This window comes from Streptomyces sp. NPDC005799 (genome assembly GCF_040630525.1).
GTDB classification, from domain to species: domain Bacteria; phylum Actinomycetota; class Actinomycetes; order Streptomycetales; family Streptomycetaceae; genus Streptomyces; species Streptomyces griseorubiginosus_B.
The window spans coordinates 1-17,049 of the sequence record NZ_JBEXXQ010000038.1 but is presented as its reverse complement, the minus strand read 5'-3'; the positions used below and the strand labels follow the sequence as shown (position 1 = coordinate 17,049).

12 protein-coding genes and 1 pseudogene are annotated in these 17,049 nt (G+C 70.2%); 10 read left to right on the top strand and 3 right to left on the bottom strand.

Features of this window, described 5'->3' with window-relative positions; all coding sequences use genetic code 11:
* The first annotated feature begins 305 nt into the window (after nucleotides 1-305).
* On the top strand, nucleotides 306-1,676 hold the full coding sequence (locus ABZ453_RS32220) for a serine hydrolase domain-containing protein (protein WP_359020442.1): 1,371 nt from the start codon (nucleotides 306-308) through the stop codon (nucleotides 1,674-1,676).
* 46 nt (nucleotides 1,677-1,722) lie between these two features.
* Here the strand turns inward: ABZ453_RS32220 and ABZ453_RS32215 are convergent, their stop codons facing one another.
* The gene (locus tag ABZ453_RS32215; RefSeq protein WP_359020440.1) at nucleotides 1,723-3,435 is read right to left on the bottom strand and encodes a CocE/NonD family hydrolase; all 1,713 of its coding nucleotides are present in this window, start codon (nucleotides 3,433-3,435) and stop codon (nucleotides 1,723-1,725) included.
* Nucleotides 3,436-3,788: 353 nt separating this feature from the next.
* On the opposite strand from ABZ453_RS32215, the gene ABZ453_RS32210 reads away from it, so the two are divergent.
* The 9 genes from ABZ453_RS32210 to ABZ453_RS32170 all read left to right on the top strand — a co-directional run bounded on the left by ABZ453_RS32210 (nucleotide 3,789) and on the right by ABZ453_RS32170 (nucleotide 16,485).
* On the top strand, nucleotides 3,789-5,375 hold the full coding sequence (locus ABZ453_RS32210; RefSeq protein WP_359020438.1) for an ABC transporter substrate-binding protein: 1,587 nt from the start codon (nucleotides 3,789-3,791) through the stop codon (nucleotides 5,373-5,375).
* A 97-nt stretch (nucleotides 5,376-5,472) separates the two neighbouring features.
* Nucleotides 5,473-6,438 carry an ABC transporter permease gene (locus ABZ453_RS32205; RefSeq protein ID WP_359020436.1) on the top strand — a complete coding sequence of 322 codons (966 nt, stop codon included), beginning with the start codon at nucleotides 5,473-5,475 and terminating at the stop codon, nucleotides 6,436-6,438.
* 9 nt (nucleotides 6,439-6,447) lie between these two features.
* On the top strand, nucleotides 6,448-8,481 hold the full coding sequence (locus ABZ453_RS32200) for a dipeptide/oligopeptide/nickel ABC transporter permease/ATP-binding protein (RefSeq protein ID WP_359020434.1): 2,034 nt from the start codon (nucleotides 6,448-6,450) through the stop codon (nucleotides 8,479-8,481).
* The gene (locus ABZ453_RS32195; RefSeq protein WP_359020432.1) at nucleotides 8,478-9,506 is read left to right on the top strand and encodes an ABC transporter ATP-binding protein; all 1,029 of its coding nucleotides are present in this window, start codon (nucleotides 8,478-8,480) and stop codon (nucleotides 9,504-9,506) included. Before ABZ453_RS32200 ends, ABZ453_RS32195 begins: the two co-directional genes overlap by 4 nt.
* On the top strand, nucleotides 9,503-11,479 hold the full coding sequence (locus tag ABZ453_RS32190) for a S9 family peptidase (protein WP_359020430.1): 1,977 nt from the start codon (nucleotides 9,503-9,505) through the stop codon (nucleotides 11,477-11,479). The genes ABZ453_RS32195 and ABZ453_RS32190 overlap by 4 nt, the downstream gene beginning before the upstream one ends.
* A gap of 1 nt (nucleotide 11,480) precedes the next feature.
* Nucleotides 11,481-12,644: a M20 family metallopeptidase gene (locus ABZ453_RS32185; protein WP_359020428.1), complete on the top strand. Its 1,164-nt coding sequence runs from the start codon at nucleotides 11,481-11,483 to the stop codon at nucleotides 12,642-12,644.
* Between the two features lie 14 nt (nucleotides 12,645-12,658).
* The gene (locus ABZ453_RS32180; protein ID WP_359020426.1) at nucleotides 12,659-13,618 is read left to right on the top strand and encodes a GNAT family N-acetyltransferase; all 960 of its coding nucleotides are present in this window, start codon (nucleotides 12,659-12,661) and stop codon (nucleotides 13,616-13,618) included.
* On the top strand, nucleotides 13,615-14,721 hold the full coding sequence (menC, locus tag ABZ453_RS32175) for an o-succinylbenzoate synthase (RefSeq protein ID WP_359020424.1): 1,107 nt from the start codon (nucleotides 13,615-13,617) through the stop codon (nucleotides 14,719-14,721). Before ABZ453_RS32180 ends, menC begins: the two co-directional genes overlap by 4 nt.
* Nucleotides 14,722-14,841: 120 nt before the next feature.
* The gene (locus tag ABZ453_RS32170) at nucleotides 14,842-16,485 is read left to right on the top strand and encodes a helix-turn-helix domain-containing protein (RefSeq protein WP_359020422.1); all 1,644 of its coding nucleotides are present in this window, start codon (nucleotides 14,842-14,844) and stop codon (nucleotides 16,483-16,485) included.
* 208 nt (nucleotides 16,486-16,693) lie between these two features.
* Here ABZ453_RS32170 and ABZ453_RS32165 read toward each other — a convergent pair whose 3' ends face one another.
* Both ABZ453_RS32165 and ABZ453_RS32160 read right to left on the bottom strand, forming a co-directional pair.
* Nucleotides 16,694-16,846, bottom strand: a complete 153-nt coding sequence (locus tag ABZ453_RS32165) for a hypothetical protein (RefSeq protein WP_359020420.1) — start codon at nucleotides 16,844-16,846, stop codon at nucleotides 16,694-16,696.
* Between the two features lie 77 nt (nucleotides 16,847-16,923).
* Nucleotides 16,924-17,049 (bottom strand): annotated as a pseudogene (locus ABZ453_RS32160) (transposase); the annotation flags it as partial.

Genomic DNA, 17,049 nt, shown 5'->3' with positions numbered 1-17,049 from the left:
TCGCCCCTGGCTGGCTGGTCGAAACTGGCGCCGATGTGGAGGCCACCAGTTCGGTGCGTTCCGGCCTGGCCCCAGCCGTGAGCGAGGCGACGGTCTCGGCGGCCGATCTGACGGGATGGGCGCGTTCCTCGTGGGCGTGATCGATAGTGAGGGCAGCGGCCGATCGCTGCGCATCGTATCCGTCGGCCAGAACGCCACGAGCACAAAGGTGTAAGCGCAGAATCGTCTGGCGACACGAACCTCGCCGCCGCGGCCACGTCTAGCATCCAGTAACCCGTAAGAGTTCCTGCTTGGAGTGCTCCCTCATGGCGAACCTGAAGGATATCGAGACTTGGATCCGGTCGAGCCTGCCGGGCCTGTTGGCCGAGCACCGAGTTCCGGGCGCGGCCGTCGCAGTGTGCGTTGGAGATGAAGTGGTCGACTTCGCAGCCGGCGTGCTGAACAGGGTGACCGGCGTGGCGGCGACTGCCGACTCGGTGTTCCAGATCGGCTCTATTACCAAGGTCTGGACAGCCACCCTGGTCATGCAGCTCGTCGACGAAGGCCGACTCGATCTCGACGCTCCGGTGCGCCGCTACCTGCCCGAGTTCGTGCTGGCCGACTCTGCCGCAGCGACGGCAATCACCGTACGCCAACTGCTGGCCCACACCGCGGGATTCGAGGGCGACATCTTCACGGACACCGGCGTCGGCGACGACTGTGTGGAGAAGTATGTGGCCACCCTCGCCGATGTGCCTCAGCTGTTCGCACCGGGGGAGATGTTCTCGTACAACAACGCGGGCTACTGCATCTTGGGCCGCATCGCCGAGGTGTTGCGTGGCGCGTCGTACGACGACTGCCTGCGCCGCCATCTCTTCGCGCCGCTGGGCCTGGAGCACGCCGCGGCGAGCCCCTACGAGGCGATCCTGCACCGTGCCGCCGTCGGCCACCTCAGCGCAGGACCGGAGGCCGAGCCGCAGCTGGCGCCCGTCTGGGCCATCACCCGGTCCAACGTGGCCGCCGGGGCCATGCTGGCCATGAGCCCACGCGACCTGATCTCCTTCGCCCGGTTGCACATGGCCCCGGGCCACCGCGCGCTGAGCGCGGCGAGCGTGCGGGCGATGCAGGAACCCCAGGTGGATGTGCCGTACCTGGGCACGGACACGTCCTGGGGGCTTGGCTGGGAGTTGTTCGACTGGCAGGGGGGCCGTGTGGTCGGCCATGACGGCGGCACCATCGGTCAGCGTGCCTTCCTGCGGGCGGTGCCTGAGCGGGGTGTGGCGGTGGCGCTGCTCACCAACGGTGGTGAGGTGATCCCGGTGTTCGAGACCGTCTTCGGGCACATCCTGGGCGAGCTCGCGGGCGTGACCGTGCCGAGGTACCCGGTGCCGTCGGCTGAACCCCGCCGCGTGGACGCCTCGCGCTACGTCGGCACGTACGCCTCCCGCATGGCCGAGAGCACGGTCAGCCAGGACGCCGAGGGCCGCATCTGGGTGGACCAGAAGCCGACCCCAGTCGCCATGGGGCTGGGGATGACGCCGCAGCGTTACGAGCTGCTCCACCTGCGCGGCGACACCCTCCTCGCCGCCCAGGCCGAGGCGGGCGTGCACGTGCCGCACACGTTCGTCGGCGACGACGGCGCCGGCCACGCCCAGTACCTGCACACCGGCCGGGCGGACCGGCGCCTCGCACGGTGACGCAACGATGCGGTGCCGCCTCCGCCTGGAGGCGGCACCGCTCATGTCACTGCGCCGCCGCGTCCACCACCGGCAGGACCAGTCGGCTCGGGTGGTTGCCGCCGTGCACGACGGTGTTGAGGGCGACGCGTGCCTCAGCCTGGTCCGCCACCACACCGAAGCGGTTCAGGCTGCGGGCGAACCACGGGAAGTCGCTGCTGGTGACGGTGACCCGCACCCGGTGGCCGGGCAGGAACACATGCTGGGTCGGCCAGAGTTCGACGACGAACCTGGTGATCTCGTTCGGCGTGAGCGGAGCCGGTTCGACCAGCGAGTCACGGCACGCGGCGCGCAGACAGCCCTGAGTGACCTTGTAGGACCGGCCATCCGGGTGGACGTCGCAGACCTTGACGTGCCACTCGGTGTCGTCGCAGTCGGACGAGGCGAACAGTTCGACGCGTCCCCATCCCGAGATCCTGGTCTCCGTCTCCAGCACCGGGCCGGTGAAGGACAGGACGTCCGGGCGGGCCTCGTTGGCATCCTGCAGCAGCGGTACGTCCTCGACGGGATAGGCCCGCACGTCCACCTGGGTCGGCACCGGGTCGGCAGGGTCGTACCGATAGGCGGTCGAGGATTCCTGCTGCTGAGCGGTGGCGCTCAGGACACCCTCTTCGTCCTGGCTACCCAGGAACAGGGATTGCTCGGACGTCGCCATCGGCCAGGTGTCCGGGGTGCGCCACTGGTCGGTGCCGGGTTCGAACAGCCGGATCCTCGCCACGTCGTCCAGACCCGGCCCCTGCTTTTTCAGCCAGTGGTCGAACCACCGCAGATGCTCGGCATCCATGTCCCAGGCCGCATCCGGACCGAGGTCGCGGCCGGCATAGTAGCGGTCGGGGTAGCGGGACTTGACGTGGCTCCACGGGCCGACCAGCAGATACTGCGAGTCTGCGGCGGGGGAGGCCGCGGCCATGTGCTCGTAGTGGTGGAACGCGCCGAGCAGGTCCTCCAGGTCGTACCAGCCGGTGACGTGCAGGCATGGAACGTCGATGCTGTCGTAGACGTCGTCGAAGCGCAGCGCCTGCCAGAAGTCGTCGAGGCGGTCCTTCTGGGTGAGCAGTCGCCAGCTTTCCTGCGGGATGCCGAGTTCGGTCCTGATGGCGTCGTAGGGCAGGGTGGGCAGGAGGCGGTCCCAGTCCATGGTGGCCAGGCCGTGGATCTCGGAGATGCGGCGCCTGGTGGCGTACGCCCACCAGGCGAAGTACAGCTGGAAGGCGCCGTTGGTGAAGGGGATCTCCTGCTGCCAGCGGCCGGCCGCGGATGTGGAGACCATGCAGGTCAGATGCGGGGGCCTGCGCGATGCTGCCGCCCACTGCGTCCAGCCCATGTAGCTCAGTCCGGTCATACCGACCTTGCCGGTGCACCAGGGCTGTGCGGCGACCCATTCGACGACGTCATGGCCGTCGTCGGGGTCGTTGGCGAACGGCAGCCACGTGCCCTCGGATTTGCCGCGTCCACGCACGTCGACCGCGACGAACACGTATCCGTGGCGCTGGTAGAAACGTGCCTCGTCGGTGACGAAGGCGGTGCTGTCCTTTCCGTACGGGGTGATGGTCACGATCGCGGGCGCGGGAGCGTCGTCCTGCGGAAGGTAGATGTCGGCGGCGAGTTCGGCGCCGTCGCGCACGGGGATGCCGGTCTCGAAACGCCGCTGATCGGATTCGTCAGTGTCGCGCAGCCAGCGCGCGAACGGCGTCGCGGGGTTGTCGGGCAGCTCAGACATGTACACGGGCTCCTTGAGAACGACACCGGCGGCGCTGTTCCGCCGGCCTGTGAGGCTGGAGGCTAGGGAGCCGACAGCCTCGGGCGCCTCGTGCACGGCGACGAAAACTCGCGCCGTCATTCGCACCCTGCCTGCGTCGTCAGCGCTCGCCCGCCGACGCCTGGTACCTCGGGCGGGGGCCCGCGGTCTTGAGCGACCACTGACCGTGTGGCCTTCGGCCTGACCCTCGTCCGCACCGACAAGTGGGCCCGTGCGTTCTCGTCTGGCGATACCAACCCCGTGGCTGCGGCATCGGGCAGCATGGCGCGAACGGCCGGATTCGGCCAGCCAGGGCGGTCAGGAGGTGGGAAGGCATGAGACTCAGCGCAGCAGCAGCCTGGGTGGGTGTCGGCGCAATGATGATCACTGGATGTGCTGCCGGTACCGGCAGCGGCTCCGGAGCCGGGAAGGTTGTCGACGGCGGGACGTTCACGTTCGCCGTGAACGCGGACCCCGGTAGTCTCGATCCGCAGGCGTCGCCGTCGGACGCGGCGATCCAGATCGGGCAGTTCGCCTACGATCACCTGCTCAACGCGGACGCCGACGGCAAGATCGTCTCGGGACTGGCGACCAGTTGGAAGACGACGGGCAAGAAGGTCGTCATGAGCCTGCACCAGGGGGTCACCTGTTCCGACGGATCGGCGTTCACAGCCGCCGACGTCGCGGCCAACATCAACTACGTGGCCGATCCCAAGAACAAGAGCCCGCTGCTCGGCGTACTCCTCCCGGCGGGCGCTCACGCCACGGCCGACACCTCTGCCGGCACGGTGACGCTGACCCTGGCCGGTCCTGCTCCGTTCGTCACCTACGGTCTGGCGGGTCTGCCGATGGTGTGCGCGAAGGGCATGCAGAACCGGTCGGCGCTGGTGCACAAGACGCTTGGCACCGGACCGTACCAGCTCACCAGGTCCGTGGCCGGAAATGAGTACACGTATCGGAAGCGGCGCGGCTACACGTGGGGGCCGAATGGCATCGGCACCGCTACGAAGGGACTGCCGGACACCATTGTCGTCAAGGTCGTCTCCGATCAGACGACGGCCGCGAACCTTCTGATGTCCGGCGCTCTGAACGCCGCCACCGTCACCGGTGCGGACACCTCCCGCCTGGAAGGCCAACACCTCTTCTCCACCTCCTCACCCCTGGTCACGGGGGAGATGTGGTTCAACCAGGCCAAGAGCCGCCCGGCGGCGGACGCCTCCGTGCGGCGTGCGCTGACCCAGGCACTCGACCTGGCACAGTTGCGCCAGGTGCTCACGACGGGCAAGGGCACCGCGCCCACCACGTTCACCGTCACCGAACCTCCCGTCTGCCCGGGGGACTCCCTGACCAAGGCGCTGCCGGCCCACGACCTGGATGCGGCCGAGCGGGTACTCGACGACGCCGGCTGGAAGCGCGCTTCTGGAGGAGTGCGGGAGAAGGACGGCCACAAACTCTCTCTTACTTTCGTCCACAACACCTCGCTGGGCGCCGGAGGGACGGCAGCGGCCGAACTCGCCGTGCAGACCTGGCAGAAGCTGGGAGTGCAGATCACGAGCAGGCCCCAGGACGAAACCCGCATAGGACAGACGCTCTTCACCACCGGCGACTGGGACATCGTCTGGGAGGCCCTCAACACGGGCTCGCCCGATCAGATGGCCCCGTTCCTGTCGGGTCCCGTGCCGCCGGCCGGCACCAACTTCGCGCATATCGACAACGCGGACTACTCCGCCGGGATTGCCCAGGCCACGGACTCCGTCGGTACGAAGGGCTGCCCGAAGTGGCTGGCGGCCGAGAGCGCGCTGGCCAAGGACGCCGACGTGGTCCCGTTCGCCAACCAGGCCACCCGGATGTTCGGCAGCGGCGCGAAGTTCGAGTACGCCGGCAGTCTCATCCCCACCAGTATCCGGATGCTCGCCCGTTGACGACGGCGCATCCGGCAGCCCCGCAGCAGACACCGGCCCGCCGACCGGAGAGACGAGGACGGCCGTGACCACCTTGAGTCAGGCACCATCACGCACCTTGACCCGACTGACCGGAAACACCTGGGTACGCTTCGCGGCGCGCCGGGCGGGCCGGCTCGTCCTGTCGCTCTGGGCGCTGGTCACGGCGGCGTTCCTCATGATCCACCTCATACCCGGTGACCCGGTCCGCGCCGCGCTCGGCCCAACCGCGGCCGCCTCCCTGGTGGCCGCGCGCCGCGCCGACCTCGGCCTCGACGACCCGCTGCCCGTGCAGTACGTCCACTACCTCCGAGACGTCCTCAGCGGCGACCTGGGCACCTCGATGACCTTCAACCTGCCCACCTCACAGGTGATCGGCGACCGGCTGCCCGCCACACTGCAACTCGCGCTGACGGCGTTCGCCGTCGCGGTGGTCATAGCCGTGCCGACAGGTGTCCTCATGGGCGTGCTCACGCGCGGCGGCCGGGCCCGGCGCATCGAGCTGGGCTTCACCGGGACCAGTGTGGCGCTCGGCACCATCCCCGACTTCCTGCTCGGCGTGCTCCTTGTCTACGTGTTCGGGGTGAGCCTGGGGTGGCTGCCGGTGGCCGGGCACACGGGACCCGCTTCGTACGTGCTGCCTGTGCTGTCCCTCGCAATCGGCCCGGCAGCGGTCCTGGCCCGGCTCCTGCGCGTGCAGATGGTGACGGTGATCGAGGCCGACTACATGCGTACCGCCCGGGCCAAGCGGCTGCCCGCAGCCGTCCTCTACCTGCGGCACGCGCTGCCGAACGCGCTGACGGCAACGATCACCGTCGGCGGACTGCTCCTGAGCGCGATGATCGCCGGCACCGTGCTCGTGGAGAACGTCTTCGCCTGGCAGGGACTGGGCGACACCATCGTTCACTCCATTCTGGCCAAGGACTATCCGCTGGTGCAGGGCATCGTCCTGGTGTACGGCGTCGGAGTGCTGCTGGTGAACGTGATGGTCGACGTGGCGGTGGCCCTGCTCGACCCGCATTCGACGACGATCCGGGAGTACTGAGCAATGGCCATGAACACACCTGCCCCCGCCCGCACGCGTCCGGCCCCCCGCCGTGGAGGCGGCTGGCTCGCGGTGCTGCGCACACCGGTCGGAGCTGCTGCCGGACTGCTGCTCGGGGCCGTCCTCGTGCTCGCGGTGATCGCTCCGCCCCTGTGGCATGACCAGGCCGCGACGATCAACACCGGCGACCTGCTGAAAGGCGCATCGTCCGCGCACTGGGCGGGCACCGACAACCTCGGCCGCGACCTGTTCCTCCGCGTCCTCGTCGCCACCCGCCTTTCGGTGGGACTCGCGCTGCTGGCCATGCTTATCGCGGTCGTTGCGGGGCTGCTGCTGGGGACCGCGGCTGTGGTCGTCGGGCGGCGTGCGGCCCGGCTGATCGCAGCCGTCGTCGACATCGCGGTCGCCTTCCCCGGGCTGCTGCTGGCCCTGTTCTTCGCGGTGATCTTCGGAGTGGGCACCACCGGCGCCGTGCTGGCGATCGGCTGCGCCACCGCTCCCGGATTCGCCAGGCTGACGCAGACTCTCGTCGCCGGAGTCGTCGCCCGCGATTATGTCGCCGCCGCCCGCATCGCGGGGGTGGGCCGGATCAGGCTGCTGACGCGACATGTGCTGCCGAACATCGCCGAACCGCTCGTGGTGAACGCCACGATCGGTGCCGGTTCGGCGCTGTTGTCGTTCGCCGCGCTGTCCTTCCTCGGGCTGGGCGTGCAGGGCGCGTCGTACGACTGGGGCCGACTGCTCGGGGACGGCTTGGACGGCATCTACGTCCACCCGGCGGCCGCCTTGGCCCCCGGCGTCGCCGTCATCGTCGCGGGGCTGGCCTTCAACCTGTTCGGCGAGGCGGTGGCCAAACGCATCGGGCTGACCGGCACCGGGCAGCCCCCATCCCGCGGCCGGGCGGCACGTCCTGGCGCCGCGCCGACGGCCCGCACCTCGGCGGAGGCCAGCACGGATGTCGTCCTCGATGTCCGTGACCTGACCGTTACCCTGACCGGTCCCGACGGTCCGGTGCGGCCGGTCCGAGGCGTCGGCTTCCGGCTGCTTCGCGGTGAGGCCGTCGGCATCGTGGGGGAGTCCGGGTCGGGCAAGTCGATGACGGTCCTGGCCGTCGCCGGGCTCCTCGACGAACGCCTTCAGGTCGACGCGGATCGGCTGACATTCCTGGGTACCGACCTGCTCAGCGGTTCGCCCCGCGACCACGCGCGCCTGCTCGGCTCGTCGTTCGCGATGGTGTTCCAGGACCCGATGACCTCCTTCAACCCCGCTCTGCGCGTCGGCTCCCAGCTTGCCGAGGTGTCCCGGCGGCACGGCGGGCTGAACCGGCGCGACGCTGCCGCCCGCGCGGTGGACCGGCTGCGCGCGGTGCGCATCCCGGCCGCCGAGCGGCGGGCATATCAGTACCCGCACGAGTTCTCGGGCGGTATGCGGCAACGCGCCATGATCGGGATGGGGATGATGGGCTCCCCGGCCCTCATCGTGGCCGACGAGCCCACCACCGCGCTCGATGTCACGGTACAGCGCCAGGTCCTGCGACTGATCGACTCGGTTCGGCGGTCCGCCGCCGTCGCCACCCTGCTGATCAGCCACGACGTCACGGTCGTCGGCCAGGTCTGCGACCGGGTCCTGGTCATGTACGCCGGCCGGATCGTCGAGGAACTCCCCGCCAGCGAGCTGGCCACCAAGGCACGGCACCCGTACACCCGCGCGCTGGTGGCGGCTGTGCCCGACATGCGCAGCGACCCGCACCGTCCGCTGCCGGTCATCCCCGGGCGGCTGCCGGACCCGTCGGAACTGCCGGTGGGGTGCGCCTTCGCTCCACGGTGTTCCCTGGCCGATGACCGATGTCACCGGCACGAACCGCCCCTCGAGACGGATACCGACGGCAGAAGGGTGGCCTGCTGGCAGGCGGACGCGGAACCCCGCCGTGGATCCGACTTCGATTCCCGGGCGGACGTGACTCCGCCATCGGCTCACAAGACCGACGCGAGAACCCACAGCGCCGCCGACGCACCGGCGGCTCCGACCGGAGAGCGGCCATGACCGAACTACGCTTCGAGGACGTCACCGTGCGCTACGGCAGCCGCCGGAGCGGCTTCACGGCCGTGGACGGCGTGCATCTGACCGTTCCCGCCGGCGAAATCGTCGGGCTGGTCGGCGAGTCAGGGTCCGGCAAGTCGACCCTGGCCCGCGCGGCGGTCGGCCTCCTTCCCCTCCACGGCGGGCGGATCCTGCTCGGCGGCAAACCCCTGCGGCAGCGGACCGGCGGAACTCGGCCGGTGCAGATGGTGTTCCAGGACCCGTACGCGTCACTGGACCCGCGGATGACGATCGGCGCGTCCGTCGCCGAGACGATGCCCCGTCGGCGGGCGGGTGGGACGAGGCGGATCGACCGACGCCAGGAGGTCTCGGCGCTCCTCGAACGCGTGGGGCTCGCCCCCGACCGTGCGGCGATTTACCCGGCGCAGCTTTCCGGAGGCCAGCGTCAGCGTGTTGCCATCGCCCGCGCGCTGGCCGCCGGGCCCGAGGTGATCGTCGCCGACGAGATCACCTTGGCCCTGGACGTGTCCGTCCAGGGCACGGTCCTCAACCTGGTACGCGACCTGCAACGCGATCTGGGCACGTCGATGCTGTTCATCTCGCACAACCTCGCCGCTGTGCGGTACGTGGCGAGCAGCATCGCAGTGATGTACTTGGGCCGGATCGTCGAGCACGGCCCGACCGAACAGGTGCTCGCCGACCCGCAGCACCCCTACACCCGCGACCTGCTCGCTGCCGTACCCGACGCCCGGCACACCCTCGCCGACGAGGAAGACGAGCCGACGGTGCGCGCGGCACACGACGCTGAACCCGCCGACCCGCACCATCCGCCCACCGGGTGCCGCTACCACCCGCGCTGCCCCGTCGGCCCGCTGATCCTGACCGGTCGCGACGTGTGCCGCACCACCGACCCCGGTCGCCAACGACCGCACCACGCCGCCTGCCACTTTCCCGGCGAACCCGTGGCTCTGCCCACGCCCGCCGGGGCATCCCTGCGCACCCATGAGCAAGGAGACACCGCACCGTGATCCGCCGGCCCCGAATCGACGACCTGCACAGCCTGGCCGTTCCCGAGCAACCGGCCCTGTCAGCCCACGGCGAACTGGTCTACGTCCTGCGGACGCTGGACATGGACGCGGACCGTACCGACCGCGTCCTGTGGCGGGTCCGCGACGGAGGAGCGCCACAGCGGCTCACCACGGGCCACCAGGACTCCTCGCCTGCATGGTCGCCGGACGGTACCCGGCTGGCGTTCTTGCGCACGCCCACCGACGAGGCTGGAGCGCCGCAGTTGTGGCTGCTGCCGGCCGACGGCGGCGAACCCGAGCAGCTCACCCGGCTGCCGCTCGGGGCCGGGGCCCCGGTGTGGAGTCCCGACGGCGCGCGTATCGCGTTCACCGCGAGCGTGGACCTCGCCGCGGCCGAGGGCGAGGACGACGCCGCCCGGCGCCGGCGGGCAGCGGCGCCCTTCGTGGCCGGCCGACTCGACTATCAGGCCGACGGCAGCGGGTTCCTCCGCTCCGTACGCAGCCACATCCACGTCCTTGACCTCACGGACCGGCAATGCCGACGGGCTACCGGAGGCGACTGGCACGCCGGCGTCCCCGCCTGGTCGCCCGACGGCACCCGCCTCGCCTTCGCTGCCGCGACCCATCCCGACGCCGACCTCACCCTGCACGTGCCGCTCCACGTCGTTGACGCCGACGACGAGCAGGCGAGCATTCGCCAGGTCGGCCCGGCCGACCTCTGCGCCGGCCCGGTGACCTGGACCGCCGACGGCAGGCAGTTGCTGACGGTCGGCACGCCTGGCGGCCCGGGCGGGCATGCCGGGCTGCTGCGGGTGCCGCTCGACGGTGGCGCACCGATCGACCTCGCGGCGCCGCTGGACCGCAACGTCATGCCAGGAGGCACCGGATACCCGGGCGCGGCACCACAGTTGACCGACGACGGCCGCACCGTACTGTTCTGCGCCCGCGACCGCGGCTGCACCCACCTGTACGCCGTGGATGTCACCGGCGGATGTCCACGCCGTGTACTGGGCGGCACGGGGGACGTCGTCTTCGGGCTGTCCGCAGCCGCTGGCATGGCTGCGGTGGCCCTCACCACACAGACGTCGTACGGCGAGATCGTCACCGTGGACCTGGCGGGCGGCCCCGTTCGGGTTCGTACCGGCCACGGCGCGCCCCTGGCGGAGGTGACCCCGTACCCACGCGTCGAGCGGGAGTTCACCGTCTCCGACGGCACCCGGGTGGCGGGCTGGCTAATCCGGGACCCTGGCGCGAGCGGCCCCCAGCCCCTGCTGCTGGACATCCATGGTGGACCGCACAATGCATGGAACGCCGCCGCCGACGAGGTTCACCTCTACCACCAGGAACTCGTCGCGCGCGGCTGGACGGTGCTGTTGCTCAACCCGCGCGGCAGTGACGGCTACGGTGAGCGGTTCTACACCGCGGTGGTCGGCGCGTGGGGGACGGCCGATGCGGCCGACTTCCTCGAACCGCTCGACGACCTGGTCAACGAGGGCGTGGCCGACCCGCGCCGGCTGGCCGTCGCCGGTTACAGCTACGGCGGCTACATGACCTGCTATCTGACCAGCCGGGACAGTCGGTTCGCGGCGGCGGTCGCGGGTGGTCCCGTCATCGACCCGGTCAGCATGGCCGGCAGCTCCGACGAGGGGCACCACCTCGCCGTCCACGAGTTCGGTGGCCCACCATGGTTGAGCGGCGACGGGCTCGCCGCCATGTCGCCACTGGCGCGGGTCGGCCAGGTGCACACGCCCACGCTGATCCTGCACGGTACGGCCGACCTGCGCTGCCCCATCGGTCAGGCGCAGCAGTGGTTCACGGCCCTGCGTGAACGGGGTGTGCCCAGCCGGCTCGTCCTGTATCCGAACGCGTCACACACGTTCATCGTGGATGGCCGCCCCTCGCACCGGCTGGACTTCAACCGGCGCATCGTCGACTGGATGAGTCAGCACGTGCATACCGTGGAGGAGCACTGAGATGGATCACTCGGTACCGGCCGCACGGGCCTGGGCGGCGCTGCCCGGCATCCTTGCCGACATCAAACGGCTCGTGACCTGCGAGTCCCCGTCGAGCGACCTCGGCGCCGTTGCCCGCAGCGCCGACTGTGTGGCCGAACTGGGCGCGGCCCGGCTCGGCGCCGCCCCTGAGCGGATCGTTCTCGACGGCGTCACGCACCTGCGCTGGCGGTTCGGCCCCGGCCCGACGCGCGTGCTGCTGCTCGGCCATCACGACACGGTGTGGCCGCTCGGCTCCCTCAGCACCCACCCCTTCGACGTCAGCGGCGGTGTCCTACGCGGTCCCGGCTGCTTCGACATGAAGGCCGGTCTCGTCATGGCGATGCACGCCATAGCCGCCCTGCCCGACCCTGGCGGCGTGACCCTGCTCGTCACGGGAGACGAGGAGGTGGGCTCACCCACCTCGCGGGAGCTGATCGAGACCGAGGCGTCCGGCTGCGCCGCTGCACTGGTCCTGGAGGCGTCGGCCGACGGCGGGGCGCTGAAGACCGAGCGCAAAGGCGTCTCACGGTACGAGGTCCACGTGCGGGGGCGTGCCGCGCACGCCGGGCTGGAACCGGAGCGCGGTGTGAACGCCGGTGCCGAACTCGCCCACCAGGTCCTCGCGGTAAACGCGTTGACCGATCCGACGCGTGGGACGACGGTCGTGCCGACCGCCTTGTCGGCCGGAATCACGGCCAACACCGTGCCCGCGTACGGCCGGTTCGATGTCGACGTGCGCGTGCGATCGGAGCACGAGCAGACGCGACTCGACACCCTGATCCGGGCGCTGCAGCCAGTCCTGCCCGGTGCCGACCTGGAGATCACCGGCGGGCCCAACCGCCCGCCTCTGGAGGCCGGGGCATCGGCGGACCTGTTCGTCCGCGCCGCCCGGCTCGCCGACCGGCTGGGTCTCAAGGCCCTGACGAGCGCCGCCGTGGGCGGCGCCTCGGACGGGAATTTCACCGCAGGCGTCGGAACACCCACCCTCGACGGCCTGGGCGCGGTAGGCGGCGGCGCCCACTCCGACGACGAGCACGTACTGGTCGACGAACTGCCCGGCCGCACGGCGCTGCTCACCGCGCTCCTGGCCGACCTGCTGGCCACGACACCCGCGCCCGACCTCCCCGTACGAGCTCACGAATGAGCAGTGGTCCTCTCGTGCCGCACGACCATGACTCGCGCGGCCTTGGCCGAAAGCATGAAACCATGACCCATCTTCAGGAAGCACCTGATGCCGTGGCCGGGCAGGCCGAGGCCGCGCTGCGCGCCGACGCCGCGGTATGTGCAGCCGGCGTGACCGTTCGCGAACTCGCGGGCCAGGACGAGCTGGAAGCCGTGTCCCGGCTCTACGACACCATCTGGCGTCCGGACCCGACCAACCCGCTGATGACGACGGAGATGCTGCGCGCGTTGTCGAAGTCCGGCAACTACGTGGTCGGGGCCTACGACGGACAAGAACTGGTCGGCGCCAGCGTCGCGTTCTTCGGCGCACCCCCCGACGGCCTGCTCTACAGCCACATCGCCGGAGTCTCCGACCGCATGCGCGGCCGCAACGTCGGCTTCGCCCTCAAACTGCACCAGCGCGCCTGGGCACTGCTGCACGGAGCGTCCACCATCCAGTGGACCTTCGACCCGCTGATCCGCCGCAACGCCCACTTCAACCTCGCCAAGCTTGCCGCCTCACCGGCCGAGTACCTGCCTGACTTCTACGGTGGGATGAACGACGCGATCAATGGTGGCGACGAGAGCGACCGGCTGCTCATCCGGTGGCACCTGCAGGAGCCGAAGGTCATCACGGCATCAGCCGGTCACGGAGCACTCTTCGACGTGGCTGCCGCACGCGCCGCCGGCGCGCTCGTCGCCCTCGACATTTCCGAGGATGGCCGCCCGGTGCCTGGACGGCAGGACGCCGGGACCCTGCTCGTGGCCGTCCCGCGCGACATCGAAGCCCTTCGCGTCAGCGACCGGCGGACGGCCAAGGACTGGCGGCTGGCGGTGCGTGAGGTGCTTGGCGGACTTCTCGACGGCGGAGCACGCGTCACCGGCTTCGACCGCGCGGGCTGGTACCTACTGACCCGCGACCACGACCAGCACAAGCATCAGGAGGTTGACCGATGAGACTCAAGGGCGTGGAACTGCGCCGTATTCGGATACCGCTCGTCGCGCCGCTGCGCACCTCGTTCGGTACCCAGTCGCTCCGCGACATCCTGTTGCTGCGCGTGGTGACCACCGACGCCGAGGGCTGGGGAGAGTGCGTGGCGCTCCAGCAGCCGACGTACTCCTCCGAATACGTGGACGGGGCGGTCGATGTGCTGCGCCGATACCTGGTGCCCGCCCTCGCACGCCTTGATCACCTCGACGCCGTGGCGGTCGCCCCCGCCCTGGAGCCCTTCCGTGGGCACCGGATGGCGAAGGGCGCGCTGGAAATGGGTGTCCTCGACGCCGAGCTGCGTGTTGCGGGCCGATCGTTCGCCCGGGAGCTGGGGGCCGTGCGTGACCGTGTCCCGTGCGGCGTCTCGGTCGGCATCATGGATTCCGTCCCCGAACTGCTGGACACCGTCGGGGGCTATCTCGCCGACGGCTACGTTCGGATCAAGCTGAAGATCCAGCATGGCTGGGACATCGAACCCGTCCGGGCTGTTCGTGAGCGGTTCGGACACGACGTCCTGCTGCAGGTCGACGCGAACACGGCCTACACCCGGGCCGACGCGCGCCATCTGGCTCGCCTCGACCCATTCGACCTCCTCCTGATCGAACAACCTCTTCCGGAGGAGGACGTCCTGGGCCACGCCGACCTGGCCAAGGCCGTGGCCACGCCGATCTGCCTGGACGAGTCGATCGTCTCCGCGCAGGCGGCCGCCGACGCCATCGCGCTCGGCGCCTGCTCCATCGTGAACATCAAGCCCGGACGGGTCGGCGGCTACCTGGAGGCACGTCGCGTCCACGACGTCTGCGTCGCACACGGCGTACCGGTGTGGTGTGGCGGCATGCTCGAAACGGGCATCGGCCGGGCCGCTAACGTCGCGCTCGCCGCTCTGCCCGGCTTCACCCTGCCAGGAGACACCTCGGCATCCGACCGCTACTATGCGGCCGATGTCACTGACCCGTTCCTGCTCGACGGCGGGCACTTGGCCGTGCCGACCACTCCTGGAATCGGCGTGGAGCCGCTGCCCGAGCGGCTTGAGGAGGTCACCGCCTCGACGGAGTGGCTGCCTGCCTGAGTCCCGACCGGTCACCGCCTGACTTGTCGCCCACAACGAAATCTGCGGTGGTGGTCGTTCATCCCGACGAATCGCGCCGCTGTTCCGACGGCTAACGTCAGTCAGGTGGTATTCCCTCCCATGAAAAGGCAGCCCCGCACCAGCCTCGGCCGTCTGCTGGACGACCTCGGTACCACGCTGCTCCACCTCGTCCATGGCGGCCCCGACCCCGGCGAGCACCTCGGTGGCCTGGCTATCCACGATTCGGTGGACCCTCCCGTGCTGCCGCCCCGGGCGCTGGTGCTGGGGATCGGCGTGCACCGGACCGATGACATCGTCGCACTCCTGGACGACCTTGGCGGTCAAGGCGCCGCCGGACTGGTGCTCCGCGCGCCCGTACCCGTCGACGGCGGGATACGGGCGGCGGCCGAACGCTCCGGCGTCGCGGTGCTCGGCCTCACCCCCGGCGCCTCTTGGACTCAACTGTCGGCTATGCTGCGGTCCCTGCTCGCTGAGGACGACGTCGCAGACCCCGAACCGGCGACGCTTGGGGGGGTGCCGTCCGGCGACCTGTTCACGCTCGCCAACGCGATCGCCGCGCTGTTGGATGCTCCAGTGACCATCGAGGATCGGAGCTCCCGCGTCCTGGCCTTTTCCGGCAGACAGGACGAGGCCGACAGGGCGCGGGTCGAGGCCATCCTCGGCCGGCAGGTTCCCGAGCCCTACTCACGCGAGCTGGCCGAACGCGGTGTGTTCCAGCAGATCTACCGCGGTGACGATCCTGTCTTCATCAGCCCGTCCACCGGTGCGGCTGAGGCGGCTGGCTTCTCAGTGCCTCGGGTGGCCATGGCCGTGCGGGCGGGCGGCGAGATCCTCGGCTCGATCTGGGCCGCAGTCAAGGAACCGCTGGAGGCGGAACGTGCACATGCCCTGCGGGACGCGGCCAAACTCGTCGCTCTGCACATGCTCCGCGTCCGCGCCGGCGCCGACGTCGAAGGCAGGCTGCGTGCCGAACTGGTCGGCACCGCACTGGAAGGAGGCCCCGGCGCCCGCGACGCACTGAACCGGCTCGGCCTGGCCGACCAGCCTGTCGTCGTCCTCGCGCTCGCCCTGTCCGATTCGGCCGACGAGCCGTCCATCGGCGCCGACGCCGTACTGACTGCTGAACGCCATCGGGTCGCCGATGCCTTCGCGATGCATGTGAGCGCCGTTCATCCGCGTAGCACTGCTGCCCTTGTCGGTAATGTGGCCTACGCACTCGTCCCCGCGGGGCGGGATGTCGAGGACGGCGAGGAGCGCGCGCTGCGGATCGCCTCCGATTTCGTCGACCGTGTTGGCGACCGCCTCCCTGCAGTGATCGGTGTGGGCGCCGTCGCCGACGCCGTAGCCGATCTCGCACACGCACGCAGCTGCGCCGACCGGGCCCTGCGTGTCCTGCGGTCCCAGCCCGGGAACCCCCGGGTCGCTCGGCTGCCCGACGTGCACGTGCAGTCGCTGATGCTCGAACTGCGGGACATGGCGGCCGCCCGGGGCGACCGCCCCAGCGGCACCGTGGCACGGCTTCTCGCCTACGACGAGCGGCACCACGCCAGCCTGGTGCAGACCCTGAACGCCTGGCTGGACGCCTTCGGCGACGTCATCGCCGCCTCTGCCTCCATCCACGTCCATCCCAACACCTTCCGCTACCGCCTGCGTCGGGTAGGTGAGGTCGGCGGCATTGACCTGGCCGACCCGGAAGCCAGGTTCGCGGCCATGCTTCAGCTTCGGCTCCACTCGCTGTCGTAGCGGTCAACGGCAGGTAGCATCCGACTGCCTACCGTTGTAGCCGACCATGAACGTCCGGCACCACGGGGGACTACAGGCGGGGGAAGAGGGCCCAAACTGCCATCGGGTGGTGGAGGCCATGTCCTTCCAGCTTTCTTGACATATGCCAGCCACATGATCGGCTCTGGGGCACCGGGTCCCGATAGGGTCGAACGGGCCTGTCGATGAATTACTGGAGCGTGTCGCGCTCGTCGGCCTGGGATGTCGCGTGCATGACGTAGTTGGCGAGGTCGCTGGGGTCGATCAGGCGGGCGTGGATCGGCTCGGAGTGATGGCCGTGGTCCTCGAGGAGGGGGCGGACCTGTTTGATCAGGGCTCTCATTTGGTTCTCTCCGATGCGGAAGAGGTAGGCGGTCAGTGAGCAAGACAGGCCGCGCTGGTCAAGGACGGCGGCCCAGGGAAGTCCCGGCGCCGATCGGCGATCCGCGCATGGATGCAGGCAACCTTCCTGCGGGCCTTGGCCCGGTTCGCCGAGCCCTTCGCCTTGCGCGACAACTCCCGCTGCGCTCTGGCGAGACGGGCGCG